The 17,759-nt window shown below is 40.8% G+C and carries 15 protein-coding genes and 1 riboswitch; of the genes, 3 read left to right on the forward strand and 12 right to left on the reverse strand.

What is annotated here, in order from left to right:
- Nucleotides 1-20: 20 nt before the first annotated feature.
- The 9 genes from M2369_RS04695 to M2369_RS04735 all read right to left on the reverse strand — a co-directional run bounded on the left by M2369_RS04695 (nucleotide 21) and on the right by M2369_RS04735 (nucleotide 11,243).
- Nucleotides 21-1,514: a UxaA family hydrolase gene (locus M2369_RS04695; RefSeq protein WP_259253443.1), complete on the reverse strand. Its 1,494-nt coding sequence runs from the start codon at nucleotides 1,512-1,514 to the stop codon at nucleotides 21-23.
- A complete protein-coding gene (locus M2369_RS04700) occupies nucleotides 1,511-2,962 on the reverse strand; it encodes a tagaturonate reductase (RefSeq protein ID WP_159159976.1) in 1,452 nt (483 codons plus the stop codon). Before M2369_RS04700 ends, M2369_RS04695 begins: the two co-directional genes overlap by 4 nt.
- A 58-nt stretch (nucleotides 2,963-3,020) precedes the next feature.
- A complete protein-coding gene (locus M2369_RS04705; protein ID WP_217967838.1) occupies nucleotides 3,021-4,031 on the reverse strand; it encodes a LacI family DNA-binding transcriptional regulator in 1,011 nt (336 codons plus the stop codon).
- Nucleotides 4,032-4,098: 67 nt separating this feature from the next.
- On the reverse strand, nucleotides 4,099-5,535 hold the full coding sequence (gene uxaC, locus M2369_RS04710) for a glucuronate isomerase (protein WP_144666030.1): 1,437 nt from the start codon (nucleotides 5,533-5,535) through the stop codon (nucleotides 4,099-4,101).
- A gap of 136 nt (nucleotides 5,536-5,671) precedes the next feature.
- On the reverse strand, nucleotides 5,672-7,426 hold the full coding sequence (locus tag M2369_RS04715; protein ID WP_024719802.1) for a HAMP domain-containing sensor histidine kinase: 1,755 nt from the start codon (nucleotides 7,424-7,426) through the stop codon (nucleotides 5,672-5,674).
- A 3-nt stretch (nucleotides 7,427-7,429) separates the two neighbouring features.
- A complete protein-coding gene (locus M2369_RS04720; RefSeq protein WP_017359250.1) occupies nucleotides 7,430-8,152 on the reverse strand; it encodes a response regulator transcription factor in 723 nt (240 codons plus the stop codon).
- A gap of 178 nt (nucleotides 8,153-8,330) precedes the next feature.
- On the reverse strand, nucleotides 8,331-9,146 hold the full coding sequence (locus tag M2369_RS04725; RefSeq protein WP_017368048.1) for an ABC transporter ATP-binding protein: 816 nt from the start codon (nucleotides 9,144-9,146) through the stop codon (nucleotides 8,331-8,333).
- Nucleotides 9,147-9,167: 21 nt separating this feature from the next.
- Nucleotides 9,168-10,190 carry a FecCD family ABC transporter permease gene (locus M2369_RS04730; RefSeq protein WP_007500263.1) on the reverse strand — a complete coding sequence of 341 codons (1,023 nt, stop codon included), beginning with the start codon at nucleotides 10,188-10,190 and terminating at the stop codon, nucleotides 9,168-9,170.
- Nucleotides 10,191-11,243 (reverse strand): FecCD family ABC transporter permease, encoded by a 1,053-nt coding sequence (locus M2369_RS04735; protein WP_008347113.1) that lies wholly within the window; start codon nucleotides 11,241-11,243, stop codon nucleotides 10,191-10,193.
- 259 nt (nucleotides 11,244-11,502) lie between these two features.
- Between M2369_RS04735 and M2369_RS04740 the strand changes: the two genes are divergently transcribed.
- A complete protein-coding gene (locus tag M2369_RS04740) occupies nucleotides 11,503-12,441 on the forward strand; it encodes an ABC transporter substrate-binding protein (protein ID WP_159145111.1) in 939 nt (312 codons plus the stop codon).
- A 37-nt stretch (nucleotides 12,442-12,478) separates the two neighbouring features.
- Here the strand turns inward: M2369_RS04740 and M2369_RS04745 are convergent, their stop codons facing one another.
- The 3 genes from M2369_RS04745 to M2369_RS04755 form a co-directional block, all read right to left on the reverse strand.
- Entirely contained in the window at nucleotides 12,479-13,888 is a 1,410-nt protein-coding gene (locus tag M2369_RS04745) for an amino acid permease (RefSeq protein ID WP_035701368.1), read from the reverse strand.
- A 192-nt stretch (nucleotides 13,889-14,080) separates the two neighbouring features.
- Nucleotides 14,081-14,259: riboswitch (Lysine riboswitch) on the reverse strand.
- A gap of 122 nt (nucleotides 14,260-14,381) precedes the next feature.
- The gene (sspJ, locus tag M2369_RS04750; protein ID WP_008347117.1) at nucleotides 14,382-14,525 is read right to left on the reverse strand and encodes a small acid-soluble spore protein SspJ; all 144 of its coding nucleotides are present in this window, start codon (nucleotides 14,523-14,525) and stop codon (nucleotides 14,382-14,384) included.
- 82 nt (nucleotides 14,526-14,607) lie between these two features.
- Nucleotides 14,608-15,036 (reverse strand): MarR family winged helix-turn-helix transcriptional regulator, encoded by a 429-nt coding sequence (locus M2369_RS04755; protein ID WP_007500254.1) that lies wholly within the window; start codon nucleotides 15,034-15,036, stop codon nucleotides 14,608-14,610.
- Between the two features lie 170 nt (nucleotides 15,037-15,206).
- Here M2369_RS04755 and M2369_RS04760 point away from each other — a divergent pair, with 170 nt between their 5' ends.
- Together M2369_RS04760 and M2369_RS04765 are read left to right on the forward strand one after the other, a co-directional pair.
- Nucleotides 15,207-15,698, forward strand: coding sequence for a metal-dependent hydrolase (locus tag M2369_RS04760; protein ID WP_008347118.1), 492 nt, complete (start codon nucleotides 15,207-15,209; stop codon nucleotides 15,696-15,698).
- Nucleotides 15,699-15,820: 122 nt separating this feature from the next.
- A complete protein-coding gene (locus tag M2369_RS04765) occupies nucleotides 15,821-17,671 on the forward strand; it encodes an LTA synthase family protein (protein WP_259253465.1) in 1,851 nt (616 codons plus the stop codon).
- Nucleotides 17,672-17,759: the final 88 nt, after the last annotated feature.

Raw genomic sequence — 17,759 nt, forward strand, 5'->3', positions numbered from 1 at the left:
TTCCTCATCCCCCAGACGCCTTAAAGTGTCACACCTGTTTTAAAAATGGCCAGCTCTCTAAAATTGTTTTTTTCATGATTTAACAGCTTTCCACTCGCCACATCAATCACCGTGGCAATGAATTTCTCTAGCACCACATCTTCTGGTACATCTTCAAGCAATTCCCCCGCATTAAAGTCGATCCAATGTTTTTTTGTTTCATATAAAGCGGTATTGGTCGATACCTTCATCGTTGGAACAAATGTGCCAAACGGTGTGCCTCTGCCTGTTGTAAAGAGGACGAGCTGACAGCCAGACGCTGCGAGAGCAGATGAAGCAACCAAATCATTCCCGGGCGCACTTAATAAATTCAATCCTTTTCGTTTTAGCAGCTCCCCGTATGTTAAAACATCCTTTATAACGGAAGTACCCGCTTTTTGTGTGCAACCGAGAGATTTATCTTCTAATGTCGAAATTCCTCCTGCTTTATTTCCCGGGGAAGGATTTTCATATACTGGCTGTCGATGATCCATAAAGTATTGTTTAAAATCATTGATCATCTGCACAATATTGTCGAATGTCGCTTTTGATTCCGCTCTCTCCATTAAGATCGTTTCAGCCCCGAACATTTCCGGTACTTCTGTTAAGACGGTGGTCCCTCCTTGAGCCACAATGAAATCGGACAGTCTACCTAAAAGTGGATTTGCGGTAATGCCTGAAAACCCATCTGATCCTCCGCATTTCAAGCCAATTTTCAGCTCAGATAACGGAATGTCTTCACGCTGATCTTCTTTCGCTGCGTCATAAATTTCCTTGAGCAAAGCGACACCCGTCTCAATCTCATCCCCTACTTCTTGGCTTCTTAAAAATTTCACCCTCGTCTGGTCATACTCCCCTAATGTAGCTTTAAAATCCTCAATATCATTGTTTTCACAGCCAAGCCCTAGAACAAGAACCCCTCCAGCATTTGGGTGCTTTACGGCATTTTGTAAGATGGTTTTTGTGTTTTCATGATCATCCCCAAGTTGTGAGCATCCATAGTTGTGTTTTAATACTAACGCCGTTTCAAAAGGATGGATGCTTCCCCCCATTTCAGCGGTAAATATTTGAATGATTTGATCGGCAATGCCATTGACACACCCAACTGTTGGGACAATCCAAAGCTCATTTCGTATACCACTTGCGCCATTTTTTCGTTTATACCCTTTGAATGTCAGATTCGTTTTTTCATAGGGGTTTTCTGTTAAAGAAGGGCGGTATTCGTAATCGAGCTTACCTGATAGATTCGTTTTGATATTGTGCGTATGCACCCATTCTCCAGTCGAAATCGCAGTGGATGCATGACCAATGGGGTTGCCATATTTGATGATATTCTCTTTTTCTTTGATCTCAGCCAATGCAAATTTATGACCTTTAGCAACGGTTTCTTTTAAAATGATTGTATGACCTTGGTGCTGAAGCTCTTCGCCTTGCTCAAGCACTTTTAAAGCGATGCCAACATTATCTGAAGGATGAATCACAACAAAGTCTCTCATGCCTTCTCCCCCTGACTTTCATATTGAAGTATTTGGTGAACAGCAGCTCTCATGCCATTTTCATGTATGCAGGTGAGCTGCTCGGCTACTGCATCCTTCAGCCCTGCGATCCTCGTCAAATCCATCCCCCATAAAACTTCGTTTGAAAGAAGTTGATCGACCATTAATTCATAGGAATGGTCCACTTCCTCCCATGCTCCCTTCATGAATGTCATCACAGACTCATCATCCTTTATTTGATCTGCATGGACTTGATAAAAATAAATCAAACTGCTCAGTGAGAACATAAGCTTCGTAGGCAGCTGTTTTTTTAGCTCTATATAATCTAGAAGAGACGGGAGAATACGCGCCCGAAATTTAGATACACCATTTAAGGCTATATCGAGTAATTGATGTTTGACAAAAGGGTTGCAGAATCGATCCCAAACGGATTGTGTATAAAGAAGCAGCTCTTCTTCAGGAAGTGGCAAACTTGGCAGCACCTCCTCCTCAAGCATGCGGCGAATGAACACACCAACATGCTCATCATCCACCGCTTTTTTGACAGTGTCCAAGCCACACGAATATGCAATCGGCACCATCGCTGTATGTGCACCGTTTAAAATGCGAACCTTGCTCATTCGATAAGGAGCGATATCTTCCACAAAAAGTACGTTTAACCCTGCATCTTGAAAAGGAAGCTCTTTTTGAACAAACGGAGGTGCTTCAATGACAAACAGGTGGTAATATTCTGCCGTGACAAGCAATTCATCGATATACCCCTCTTCTTTTTGAACAGTCTCCGCTGCTTTCTGAGAAAAGCCTGGGACAATCCGATCAACTAACGTATTACAGAACGTGTTGGCTTCCTTGACCCAAGCCACAAAATCAGGCGGAAGATTCCACTCAGCTGCCATTGTGATCACATATTCTCTTAATCGATCACCGTTTTGTTCAATCAATTCACAAGGTAAAATGATCAAGCCCTTTTTCTCATCCCCAGAAAAAGCTTTGAAGCGGTGATACAAGAAGGCTGTCAGCTTTCCTGGAAAACTTACTTGCGGCCGATCTTCTAATCGGTCCTCTTTTCTTAACACAAGTCCTGCCTCTGTTGTATTAGAAAAGACAAAGCGCACATCAGGACTTTCCGCTACATGTAAAAAGGCTTCATAATCTGTATATGTGCTGATTCCCCTGCTGATGGATTGAATGACGATCCGTTCGTTCATTTCTTTTTGGTCATGAAATCCTTGAATACATAAAGTGTACAAACCATCTTGTTCATTTAGAGCGGTCACTGATCCTTTTCGAGGAGGAACAACCACTGCTCTTCCTTTAAAATCTGTACAGTCGTTTAGCTTCTGGATCTGCCAATTCATAAATCCCCGCATAAAGTTCCCTTCGCCAATTTGTAGAATGGTTTCAGGATATTCAGCCACTGGGTACACATCTTTGGATAATCGTCTCAAACGCTTTTCCTCCCCGTATTTTTTGCACACGTGAACATTTTTATTTAAAAGATGCTGATTACTGCACCTTTTTTACTGAATCTCTAATCATCAGCTCTGTGTGGACATACACTTTTTCCAGATGATCGTCTTCTTGCTTTTCACCGTTGATGACTGAAAGGATGGCTTCTGCTCCAAGCGCACACATTTTTTCAATTGGCTTTTTGACTGTTGTGAGGGCAGGCGTTGTATAAGATGAAAATGAAATATCATCAAAACCGATAATAGAGAGATCATCAGGACACCTTTTACCTTTTGCAAACAATGCATTCATCGCACCAATCGCCATGTCATCGTTTGAGCAAAAAAGGGCAGTTGGCGGATCATCAAGAGTGAGTAAGGCTTCCATTGATTCATAGCCGCTCTTCATATGATAGTCGCCTATGATCATGTATTCCTTCTTCATGGGTACATGATGGTCAATGAGTGCTTGCAAAAAACCAGCTTTTCTTTCCTGTGTGGATTTAAACCCTTCTTTCCCTTCAATAATGGCAATTTGTTTATGCCCCTGCTGAATGAAATAGTGTGCAGCTTGGTATGCCCCTTCACCATCATCCGCTAATATATTCATCACTTGATTACTTTCTACACGGCGATTCAGTACAATAATGGGAATGCCCTGCTTTTTCACATGATGGATAAACGCTTCATCATGCTCGCTTTGGCTCATGAGCAAAATACCATCATACCGCTGTTTATGAATGGTTGTGTAATCGTGAAAATCGTCAATTCCTCTTACAACCAAATGATAGTTTTCTGTTATCACACTGTTGACGCCTTTTAATGCATCAACAAAGAAACTTGAGGATGTGCCTTCTGTTAAACTCGTAAAAAACAGACCAATTGTATATGATTTTTGCGAGACAAGGCCTCTGGCATGGACATTCGGTGAGTAATTCAGCTGTTTTGCAATCGACAAGATGTTTTGTTTTGTTTTCTCTTTAATAAAAGGACTATTATTCAAAGCCCTTGATACTGTGGTATGAGAAACGTTTGCCAATTTTGCTATATCTTTGATTGTGACTGTCATGCTATTCCGCCTTTTATTATTTTTTATCATCTTATCATAAAAACGCTTTCATATTCTTGCTTTTTGTTCATATCATCTTGCTTTTATGCGGAAGTTCATTTGCCCGTTCAAATTGAAAATACTGCTTTGCATTTTCATAGCTGATTCCTTTTACCATTCCCCCTAGCAAATTGAGATCATTAGGCGCTTCACCTTTTTCCACCCAATCTCCAATGATGTCACATAACAGTCTACGGAAATATTCATGTCTTGTGTAAGACAGGAAGCTTCGTGAATCTGTCAGCATCCCTATAAATCGGCTGATCAGTCCGATACTGGAAAGTGCCATCATCTGCTCTGTCATTCCCTGCTTTGTATCATTAAACCACCAAGCTGTTCCATGCTGCATTTTCCCAGGGGTCTTTCCATCTTGAAAACTTCCAGCTATCGTTGAAATCACCACATTGTCCCTTGGATTCAAGGAATAGAGGATGGTTTTTGGTAATGCATGTGCTTGTTCTAACCGATCTAATACGCGGCAAAGAGGTTTTGCAATGTCTTCATCATTCATTGCATCATATCCGGTATCTGGTCCAAGTCGCTTAAACATTTTTGAATTGTTGTTTCTGAGCGCATTGATATGAAGCTGCATCGCCCATCCCCGCTGAGCATATGCCTGACCTAGTTCAATGAATGTGTGCGTTTTAAATTGAACCTTCTCCTTTTCCGTCAATGGATGTCCAGACATTCTTTTATGAAAAATGATCGTAGCTTCTTCTTCCGTCGTGTCTTCGTACGTCATTTCGTTGATGGCATGATCTGAAATCAAACAGCCCTGTTCATGAAAGAAATCGATTCGCATATGAAGTGCTTTTATGAAGTCTTGATAGGATTCGATCTGGATAGATGAAACCTCCGCCAGCTGCTGAACATACTCGATAAACAAGTCATTTGTGATATCTAATGCCTTATCTGGCCGAAACCCTGGCAGTACTTGCACAGAAAAGCCTTCTTCCCGCAGTTGTTGGTGATAAATCAACGAATCTACCGGATCGTCTGTCGTCACAACCGTTTCAACATTTGATTTCACAATGAAATCTCTCGCACCAAATCCGTCTCCTTGCAACTTTTCATTTACTTTTTTCCAGATGATGTCTGCGCTTTCTTCATTCAAAAGTTCTTCGACATCAAAATATCGTCTTAGCTCTAGATGGGTCCAGTGATAGAGAGGATTTCCAATCGTCATCGGAACGGTTTTCGCCCATGCTAAAAATTTCTCATAATCTGAGGCATCTCCTGTGATATGTGTTTCAGGTATCCCATTTGCTCTCATGGCGCGCCATTTGTAATGATCTCCGTAAAGCCATGCTTCGGTTATATTTTGGAACGTTTTATTTTCATAGATTTCTTTTGGACTTAAATGACAATGGTAATCAATAATCGGAAGGTTCTTTGCAAACTCATGGTATAGCTTTTCCGCCGTTTGACTGTTTAATAAAAACTGCTCATCTAAAAAGGCTTTCATCAAACTCCCCCATCTCTTATAATGATGAAAATCAATTTGTTCACGTTAACAATTTTATTGTAATCGTTTACAAAATCGATTTCAATCCTAAAACAAGAAAAAACGATCTCCTTTAGAAAAGAAAATCGTTTTTTGGCTATTTTACAGATGGTGTTTTCTTTAGGATAATCGCAATAGTTGTTCCTTGACCTAATTCACTTTCTACTTGAATATCGCCATCGTGCAGCAAGACAAGCTCTTTTGCAATCGCCAGTCCTAATCCTGTTCCATTTGTTGGATCATTCGTATTTGTCCCTCTATAGTAACGATTAAATAAATGATCCACCGTTTCTTGCGCCATTCCGCGTCCGTTATCTTTCATTTCGATCCGAACTTCATCATTTGTTTCAGATAGAACAGCTTGAATAAGAGTACCTTTCTGGTTATGCTTCACTGCGTTCGCCAGCAGGTTCTCAATGACTCGTCTAAACCAGGCTTTATCGATCTCAAACATGACACCCTCTGTTTGATCTTCAAAGGATGACATATAATCTTCAGAAAGCGTGCTTCTTGAAAACTCGTCCATAATGGAAGCTAAAAATTCACCAAGCTCCACAGGTTTTCGATTAATAGGCAATGCACCATTTTTCAATCGATACGTGAGGTTTAAATCCTCAATCAAGGTCGACATGTATTCTGATTTCTCACGAATGACTTGTCCCATTTCCATGACTTCTTCTTTGGACCATTGGTATTGATCTGATTCTAGCATTAATCCATAGCCGTAAATCGTGCTAAGAGGCGTTTTTAGATCATGAGACAGCCCTGCGATCCATTCTTCCCTTGTGGTTTGAATTTTTCTTCGGTTTGCTTCATTCTCTTTTAACGTATTGGTGAGCTGATCCATTGTTTTAAGGATATCCTCAAACAGCCGATACTCTCGCTTAATACGGCCCTTTTTATTTTTACTTACTGGAATACCTTTTCTATTTGTTGGCTCCTGCAATTTATTTCTTGATAAGAAAATCAGCCAGCGGATAATGTGATAGATCGGTAGCCCATAGCGATACGAGTACCATAATGTCATAACGATAATAATCGTAAGCGCAAGACCTGCAATCAAAAGCGTTGTATATTGGTTTAAAGCCTCTGTCTCTTTATCATAAAGCTCGTCTGGACTGTATACTTTGTTTGGCACCGAAACAATCATATACAGATCTTTATTCACTCTGATATAAGACAAGTCACTTCTAAACTCCCAAGGCTTTGATTGATACTTGAGCAGTTCAACATCCGTTACATTATTTTTTAAATTATTTTTGGCTCGGATACCTTTTAAGTATTTTCCTTCTTCATTAAACAGATGCACCGATCCATTCATTCTTTTCAAAAATTCTTTTGTTTCAACTGAATATTGAGACAATGCAGCCAGGTTTTTTTCATGCTGCTTGAGATAATTGGCTACCTTTGTGCTGTTCGTTTTAAATCCATATAAGACGATAAAGCTTTCTTGATCAATTTCAATTGGCCAGAAGTACATCTTGTAATCTTTAAATTGTCTTTTTTCAAAGATCTTGATCATTTCATCCTTTTGATAGGATGTTGGAATGTTTTTAGGGAGTTGATAGCTATAGACATTGCGTTTTTTGGAATCAATCACTTGTAGCCAGCCATCACGTTTTTCCACTGCTTGTTTGAGCTGATCATCGGCTTCCATTTTTCCATCCTCGTTAAAATAAAGCCAGCTCATGAGTGTATCTCCATCTGCCTTCGTTAAACCAGTTTCAGTCATATTCTCATAGCGTTTTTGAAAATAAAGATTTTCAGAGAATGTTTGCCCGATCGTCAGAATGACGATGACAATAAACATTTGTCCGACAAAGTGAAAGAAAAGTTTTGTTCGTAAATTCATAAACTATTGAAGAACCTTCACAGGTTGGGGAATGAACTTATAGCCCATACCACGGATCGTCACAATATATTCAGGCTGGCTTGGATCTAACTCTATTTTTTCTCTCAGCTTTCGGATATGAACCATGACGGTGTTGTTGTCACCATATGACGGAACACCCCATACTTTCTCATAGATTTGATCTTTTGAAAGTACCACATTCGGATGGTCACAAAAATACTTCAGCAAGGACAAAAGCTGAGCTGAGCAAGCCGTCACCTTTCCCCTTACTTTTAACTCGGCTGCATGAGGATGGTACGAGAAATGAGCATATTCATATTGACTGTGCGCTTCTTCCTGCTCCTCCTGTAAGGAGATATAAGTTCGGTTTAAGTGCGCCTTAATTCTAGCTACTAGCTCTAACGGATTAAATGGCTTTGTGATGTAATCGTCTGCACCTTGTGCAAATCCAGTCAATTTGTCTACATCAGACGTTCTTGCTGTTAAATAGAAAATCGGTGCCTTCGTCATCTTCCTGATGTCAGGCAGAACATCAAAGCCTGACTTACCGGGCATCATCACATCTAGAAGTAAGAGGTGGATGTCCTCGTTTTTGACAATATCTAATGCTTCATCTGCATGATAGGCTTTATAAATATGTTGAAACCCTTCTTTTTTTAATACGCGTTCAACCATTTTTACAATTGCTTCTTCGTCATCTGCAATCAATATTTTTGCTGTTTCCACGCATCTCTTTCCTTTCTAGCTATGATCTCTAACCGTATATTACCATTGTCCAAAGTAAAAAAGTACCTCTTTTCTGCATAAAAGCGAAAAAAGATCTACTGGAGAAAATGGCATAACAAGGTAATACCAAAAAATGCAAAAAAACCCGGTCATACATACCGAGTTTTTTGTCCATCTATTATCCGTTCACAGCTTCAAGCTTTCTTTCATGATTCATTAAGTCATATGTTAAACAGATCGGCTTATTCGTTCTCGGATCAAGAACAATTTCTGCATCGATGTGGAACACCTGACTGAGCACCTCTTTTGTCATGACCTCATGAGGCGTACCATCTTTAATGACTTTCCCTTGATTGAGGGCAATCATGTAATGTGAAAAACGTGCAGCATGATTCAGATCATGAATCACCATCAGCACCGTTCTGCCCTGCTCTCTGTTTAAGCGTTCTAATAGCTGAAGGATCTCCAGCTGATGAGCAAGATCTAAATACGTCGTTGGTTCGTCTAATAAAAGCAGCTCTGTTTCCTGAGCGAGTGCCATCGCAATCCATACCCGCTGACGCTGTCCACCGGAGAGTGCTTCAATTGGCCGGTCATGAAATGCAATCATTCCCGTCTCCTCAAGTGCCCACCTGATGATTCGTTTGTCCTCATTTGATAAACGGCCAAATCCATTTTGATGCGGGAAACGTCCATATGACACAAGCTCATAAACGGTCAGACCACTTGGTGCTTCAGGCGTCTGCGGTAAGATGGCCATTTGTTTTGAAATTTCTTTTGTTGGTGTTTGATGGATAGCCTGGCCATTTAAATAAACAGCACCTTGATGGGACTTCATAATACGAGACATTGTTTTTAAAATCGTTGACTTCCCGCACCCATTCGGCCCAATTAATGTCGTCACCTTGCCTTTTGGGATGCTGATATTTAAATCGTCTACAATCAAACGGTCATGATAGCCAATACAAAGCTTTTCTGTTTCAAGTGATTTCATCTGTTGTACTCTCCTTCCTCATTAGTTCGTTTTCATCAATAAGTAAATGAAGTAAGGTGCGCCTAAGGCAGAAACGACAAGTCCAACGGGCACCTCTGATGGAGCAAGTATGACACGCCCAAGTGTATCTGCAAGTAATAACAGCAGTGCACCAATCATAGCGGACGCCGGTATCATTCCTTGATGTTTCGGTCCAACTAGCTTTCTTGCGAGGTGTGGTGCCGCTAACCCTAGGAACGATATACTCCCTGCAACAGCGACACTTGCACCGGCTAATGCAACTGCAATCAGCATGAGAAAACTTCTTTCTTTATGAACTGAAATCCCTAAGCCATAAGATATCTGATCACCCAAATTCATGATATTTAAGTAGCGTGCCCTCACCATCGCTAATACAAGAAAAATCAGCATCCACGGCACGACTGATAAGACATATGTCCAGCTTGAGCCCCAAATACTTCCTGACAGCCACACAATGGCTTGGTTAAAATCATTTGGGCTCATCTTTAATTGAATGACCACAATTGCTGCCGAAAATGCAGCATTGATCCCAATACCAGTTAAAATCAATCGAACAGGCGTAATGCCCTTTTTCCACGCTAGCACATAAATGAGAAATGCAGCAAAGGCTGCCCCTGCGAAAGCGAAAAGCGGCAGTACAAATATCGTAAAATCACCTAAGTTCGACATCGAGCCCTGAAAGGCAAAGATAAACAAAACCACCGCAAAACCTGCACCCGCATTTACACCTAGAATGCCGGGATCAGCTAAACCATTTTGAGAAACACCTTGCCAAATGGCTCCTGATACAGCGATAGAAGCGCCAACAAGTAAAGCGATGACCATCCTTGGAAGTCTGAACTCGAATAATACAAGCTCATCCATTTCACTTCCGAGTCCAAAAAATGTTTTGAATGTATCCATCGGAGAAATCCGTATCTCTCCGGTATTTAAACTAATCAGGAACACAGCCACTATTGCTAAAAAGATCATGACCATCGTTCGTTTGTATTTCTTTTTCTTTGCCTGCTGCACCATTTCCATTTAAATTCCGCTCCTTTCACGTCTCGCTAAATATAAGAAGAAAGGAACGCCTATAATGGCTGTAATGGCACCCACTGGCGTTTCAAACGGCGCATTGACAAGCCTTGCCGCAATGTCTGCATAAATGAGCAAAATAGCCCCTAAAATAGCTGAGCAAGGGATAATCCAGCGATAGTCAACGCCGACCAAGAAACGCGTAACATGAGGAATCACAAGCCCGATAAAGCCAATAGAACCTGCAACTGACACGGCTGCACCTGTTAAAAGGATCACGACCAATATGCCAAGTACCTTGACTGTTCGTGTATATTGTCCAAGCCCTTTTGCTAATTCATCACCTAAGCTTAAAACCGTGATGGAGCGGGCAAGAATCATTGCGATGATCAGTCCTACAGCCGCAACTGGAATGATGATCTTAATATTGCTCCAATTCACACCAGCCACACCGCCTGCGTACCAAAAACTCATATCTTGCGCGACGTCAAATCGAATGGCAATCGCTGAGGAAATTGAGCTTAAAAGTGCGCCAACAGCCGTACCGGCTAATGCGAGCTTCACAGGAGTAAGTCCCCCTTTTGAAAGGGTTCCAACCCCAAATACAATAGAGGCGCCAAGTGCTGCACCCAAAAATGACCAAAGAATTAATGTAAAAGAAGATTGGCCTGGGAAAAAAGCAAACGCAATGGCAATCGCAAATGCAGAGCCATTTGTCACACCCATGATTTCAGGAGATGCAAGCGCATTTCTTGTCATGCCTTGCATGATGGCACCCGATACTGCTAAAAAGGCACCGACAAGTGCGGCACCAACTGTACGCGGCAGCCTTAGTTCCCTAATGATTTGATGTGAGGTTTGTTGTGAGTCAAAATGAAAGACGGCTTCCCATACCGTGTGTAAATGAATGTTTGCCGCTCCTAGCGATACTGATAAAAAAAGACCAAATGCTAAAGCAATGATTCCTATGATGACAACAGCTGCTGTACCAAAAGGCTTTGTCACAATATCTATCGCATCATCTTTAGCTGACAGCTGTTTATTCGATTGTGAGCCCAAAACCAGTCTCTTCCTTTCCGTTCATATCTATTCGTTATTAATGATAATGATTATCAATCTCGGAGTCTAGTATATCACTTTCTTCACGTTTTGAAATCCTTGTTCTGATAAATTTCTTTATTTTCATCAAAAAACCGGGAGAATTTCACCATTTTCATTTTGGTCATAAAATAGCCGATGCATTTTTTCTTCTATCATGTTAAGATATAATCGCGAATGAGAATCATTATCATAAACAATTGAATAGGAGCGAACTTTTGTGAAAAAACGAACTGGACTTCTTTTGATTTCCTTCATGACCCTTATGATTTTTACTGCTGCTTGCGGCAGCACTTCCAATAAAGAATCGGGAGCCAAAAAAAATGACACGATCACCTATCAAGATGTAAAGGGTGAAGTGAAACTGCCTCAAAACCCACAACGTATTGTGCTTCTGGCGGAAAGCTATTACGGAGATCTCGTCACACTCGGCAAAACCCCAATTGCTGCCACTGCGCCCATCTTTAAAAACCCTTTCTATAAAGGAAAAACAGATGGAGTGAAAAATATTGGAAAATCTCCCTCTGTTGAGAAAGTAGCCTCTTTGAAGCCGGATATGATCATTGCTTGGGGAGAAGATGAGAAATTTGATCAATACAAAAAAATTGCACCTACAATTGCCATTCAATACAATCAATATTCGTTTAAAGACCAGCTAAAAGAATTCGGTAAAATGACAGGCACATCAAAAAAAGCAACGGATTGGATCACAAAATGGGATGCCAAAATTGCTGAAGTGAAACCAAAGGTAACAAAAGCTGTAGGAAACAAAACCGTTTCGATCGTATCACCATTCGATAAGGGCATTTACATTTTCGGTAACACTTTTGCACGCGGTGGTGAAATCATTTATGACGAGCTGAAATTAAAAGCTCCGAAGGCTGTCCAAAAAGAAGCCATCGACAGTGGTGTCGGTTATGCAAACATTTCTCTTGAAAAGCTTCCAGAATTTGCAGGTGATTATATTTTCACAAGCCCATGGAGCGGTTCAAAAAGTAATGGCGATCAAGTGTATAAAAGCAGCATCTGGGCATCACTTCCTGCTGTCCAAAACAAACGTGTATTTGAAACAGATACAGTCGGTTACTTCTTTAATGACCCTGTGTCACTAGAAGGTCAGCTCGAATTTATTGTGGATCGATTAACATCTGCCTCATAAAAAAATACGTTTCTCCAATGCTGGAGAAACGTATTTTTTAAACTGTACCTTTGGCAAATTTTTTGGACATGAATGGGTAGAGTAAAATGCCAACTAAGAACAATCCAATACCAAGACCAAATGTTTTTAAATCAGCTGTGCCTGAAATAATGACCCAAGCGGAATACCCCATGGCCACAAGCGCAATGATCCCGTCTCTTGTCCGGTTTCCTTTTTGGAGCTCATATGTGTCACCTTGCATGATGACCTTAAAGCTGTAGATCGACGACACGATATACGGAATGAGATACGCAAGTGTCGCTGATGTTGTTAAGAAAGTAAAGGCTTCATTAATCGTACGTGACATGACTGAGAAAATAAACAGCTGTGACATGATATTTGTGACAGTCAAAGCAAAAACAGGACTACCTTTTTTGTTTGTTTTTGCAAACACTGCTGGGAAATCGCCAGCTTTTGCTGCTTGATAAGGGACTTCAGAACCAAGCAAAATCCAGCCAAGCATCGAACCAAATAAACAAATGATCGCAAGAAGTGCCATGACAATGCCGCCAGCCGGTCCGATAATGAGCTGAAGCACGTCTACGAATGGTTTATCAGAACCTTGCAATTGATCATGCGGCAGAACCCCCATTGTAATCAAGGTAATAATCATATAAATAGACAGTGCAATTAAAAGTCCTGTAATCGTCGCACGTTTGACATCACGTTGCGAAGAGGCTCTTCCTGATAAAATGACAGCAGATTCGATGCCGATAAATGCCCATAGTGTGGAAATGGCCGCATGATGAATTTGGCCTCCAAGTCCGAGCACTCCTTCACCACTTGCTGCTTCAACAGGGAAGTAATAATGTTCAAATAATGCGGTTTGGAATGCAAATAAGCCTGCGACAATAAAAAGGACGAATCCAAGCACCTTTGAAAAGGTCGTAATAAAGTTCAACTTACTTGCTGCACTTAAGCTTGTAATTAAAATCGTATGCGTCCCCCATAGAAGGATTGTACATACGATAAACGTTGTGAGCTGACCAAGTGTGATCGCTTCTTTTCCAAAAGTAAAGATCTCCGTTTTCACGGTTAAAATTGGGAAAAAGGTTGTTAAATAACCAGCTAGGCTTGTGATAATGGCGACATTACTAATCCAGCTTGCCACCCAATATCCCCAAACCATTGTAAAACCGGCTGCTTTTCCTTTTTTCGGATCTTTAAAAAGCGCTCTTGCATAGCTTTGTGGTCCAGCTGTCAGCTGCGGTTTATGAATGGACAAATGTCCAAACACAAAGGCAATCATCAGTACACCGCCACCTGTGACAAGCCATGCCATCGTCACACCTAAAGGACTTGCATGCTGGGCAAGTGTACTAGGCAGCATAAAGATGCCTGAACCTACCATATTTCCGACGACAAAAGCCGTCAATAACCAAAAACCCCATTTTTTTGTCTGTTCCATTTTCGTACCTCCGTTATATTCACTTTGGACCAGACCCGGCAGTATCTTCATTGATATATTTGTGAAGCAATGACTTGCATTCTTTATGTTCATGTTGGGTCACTTTCTTACCAGCATACCCTTTTCTTAGGCAATCAGAACATAAAAAAAAGCCTGAACAAAAGTCCATGCTTTTCAAAACATACACCTTGATCTCCGGATAGCCCTCCACGCTTCAAAGACGTGGCAGTCCTGCATTTGTTCAATGCAGACCCAGCATAAAGAAAGTTGGAGCTCTCTCTACACTTCGGCGCTGATGCCTTTTTTCTCATGATCAACGATTCCATCTCTCCCATGAGTGACTCATCATCCGCGCAACCTCTACCTCACTGAGACATAGCGTGAGGATTTCTATTCATTTTTACTACACGAAGGTTATCAAACATTCTCATATCTGTCAAAGGGAAAAACATAGAAAAAAGGCAGAGAAATGATTCTCCGCCTTTTTGTCAGCTTACTGATGGTTGTTTTTCTTCTTTTGGACAGCTTCTTGAAGCGGATCGCCTGCTAGTTCTTTACTTGCTTCTTCTAACAGCTGATCTACCTGCTGATGGTCTTTCTCGCTTTTCGCCTTTTTATCCTTTTGGAAAAATGACATCGCTATTTCCCCCCTTTTCATAAAATGCCTTTGCCTGTTTAATTTGTGCTACAGCGCTCAGCATTATACAAAGAGGAGCGGTTCATTCATCGTGAAAGGTCTGTCTCATTTTTTGCAAATACGTTAGAAAGGTCTTTAAGTCTTCCTCTGTGAAGTCTGACATCATATGCTGAATCACCTTTCCAAAAAGACGTGTATGCTTTTCGTAAATAGCCAGCCCTTTTTCCGTGGCTTCTAGCCGGACAAGGGAATGATCGTCCTTGTCCCGTTCTCTCTGAATGTAGCCTTGCTCACATAATTTATTGAGGGCTATGGAAGCGGCACCTGGGTTGAGAGAGAGTCTTTGTTTGAGCTCTTCAGCATGTGATACTTTTCCTTGTATCAATATAGAAAGAGCATATATCTGTGGAGGCGTGATGTCTTTTTCTAACTCAAGTAACTTGCGGTTTAATTTACGGCTGACTTCATAATGTACAAGAACAATTTCTTTTAAAATGTCTGCATTACTCATCCGAATCGCATCCTTATCGTTAGTGTCAACATGACTTCCTTCTTATTATAGAATGTTTTTCCAAACAGCCAACTATTTTATCCCATTTTCTTTAGAAATAAGCCTTGCTGAATGGATTCACCCTTGATATAGTGAGTACTTGAACAAAAAACAGAACAGGAGTACGCATCATGACAGGAAAAACACATATTATGGGCGGAATTGCCGCCTCCACAGCCGTCGCCTATTATTACGGATTCGAACCAGTGACGATGGCTGCTGCTGGATCAGTAGGTGCCCTCATCCCAGATCTATGTCATACGAAAAGCAAAATCGGCAGGAAATTCCCGCTCCTTTCCACACTGATCAGTAGTGTGTTCGGTCACCGCACCTTTACACATAGTTTATTATTTCTGCTGATCATTTATTTTATTGCGACAACATACATTCCAAATGACAGCCTCAGTACCGGGTTACTAGTTGGGATGGCAAGCCACCTCATCCTTGATGCAGGCACAGTGAACGGTATTAAATTTTTGTTCCCTGCAACCATGAAAGTACGTCTCCCCTTTTATGTCAAAACAGGCAGCACAGGAGAACAAGTCGTACTAGCTGCTCTGACCATTGTCACCTGCTATTACATGGCTGTCATTTGCGGAATATCCATCCCATTGCCGTTTTAGAAAAAGAAAAAGAGTTTTGCAAAAAAGCAGGATATGAATTGATCATTCCTCATTTTTTTAGTAGTTTTAAGATAAGTGTTTTTGCCTTGCAGCTGAATACAGAATGGTGAGGAGTTACATAAATGAAAGCGTTTTTCAAAAATCACTGGTTTTTAGTGTACTCCATCCTCTTTATGTGGATGAAAACATACATCATTTATCAATTCGGATTTCATATACGAACGGCCAATCTGTTTCACGAATGGCTGCTTTTGATCAATCCACTTAGCTTTTTGCTCCCTTTGTTTGGGATTGCTCTTTTCTTAAATGAAACGAAACAAAAGGTCTTTTTATTGACCACAAATTTTATTTTGACAGCCATTTTGATATCGAATACGATCTTTTACGGTTTTTATATTGATTTCATTACCATTCCTGTCTTATTTCAAGCAAAGAACATGGGAGATATGGGCAGCAGTATGACTGAATTGTTTCATCCGCTATTTATACTCATGCTGATTGATTTTGTGGTGCTGGCATGGCTTTTAAAACGGAAACCGCTATCACCAAAAGCGTCTTTTAAGACGATCAAAACATACTATGTGGTTTGCTGCAGCTTGCTATTGTTCCATGTCAGCTCAGCTTTGATGGACCACCCTCGATTTTTGACAAGCTCATATGATCGAGAAGTCATTGTACGAAACCTTGGGCTGTTTCAATTCCATTTGTATGACGGTGCCGCTCAAACAGCACGAATTGGACAAAAAGCCTTTGCTGACGAAGATACACTTTCAACAGTGGCAAACTACACAAAAGCTGATTACAGTGCACCGAATGAAGACTACTTTGGACTTGCTAAAGGCAAAAATGTCGTGTTCATTTCACTTGAATCAACGCAGCAATTTGTCATGAATCAAAAGGTGAATGGACAATACATCACACCATTTTTAAATCAACTTGCCAAAAAAAGCTTCTATTTTGATGAATTTTATCAGCAGACAGAACAAGGCAAAACGTCGGACTCAGAGTTTATCGTCGCAAACTCCCTCTATCCATCTAGCAGTGGCGCTGTCTTTTTCACAGCGAGTGACAACGAATATGACACACTGTACAAACAATTGAAAAAAGAGAATTATCAATCCGTCCAATTTCATGCGAATAATAAAACGTTCTGGAATCGTGATGTGATGTATGAATCTCTTGGGATTGACCGCTTTTATGATGTCGATTCATTTGATGTCAATGAACAGAATTCGACTGGCTGGGGCTTAAAGGATATCGACTTTTTTGACCAATCCATCGATTATTTAAAAAAGCTGAAGACGCCTTATTACAGCACGTTTATTACCTTAACCAATCACTTCCCATTTGAAATTGATCCAAAGGATCAGTTCATTGATGAATACGATTCGACTAGCACCATTTTAAACCGCTATGTGACCACCGTCCGCTATCAAGATGAAGCCATCAAAAGGTTCTTTGAACGAATGAAAGAAGAAGGACTATATGAAAATACAATGTTTGTCCTGATGGGAGACCACTATGGCATTTCAGAAGCACATCATGAGGCAATGGCAGAGCTGCTGAAGCAGGATGAAATCACACCGTTTGATGCGGTTAAACTGCAGCGGGTCCCTTTTTTGATTTACATTCCTGGGGTGACAGACGATGCCCCTCAAACCATTTCTGAAACAGCCGGTCAAATGGATGTCAAACCGACACTTCTTCATTTACTCGGCATTGAATCAAAAGATTCTATTCAATTTGGGAATGATCTTTTCTCCAATGAACGGACACCGTTCGCTGTGCTGAGAAATGGAAACTTTATTACGGATGATTATCTTTATACAAAGAACACGTGCTATGATCAAAAAACAAAACAACCTGTTGAAGAAGATAAAGTATGCCAGCCTTATATAGAAAAAGCCAATAAAGAGCTGTCTCTATCAGATAAAGTGATCAACGGGAACTTACTACGTTTTTATCAGCATTAAAAGCTGCCCTCTGGCGGCTTTTTCTTTTCTCTTTTCCTGAAAGCCTATGAATGGTCAAATAAGTTTGATTATAATAAAGGATACACAT

Origin of the sequence: Bacillus sp. JUb11 (assembly GCF_024807925.1) — a bacterium.
In the GTDB taxonomy this organism is placed as follows: domain Bacteria; phylum Bacillota; class Bacilli; order Bacillales; family Bacillaceae; genus Bacillus; species Bacillus altitudinis.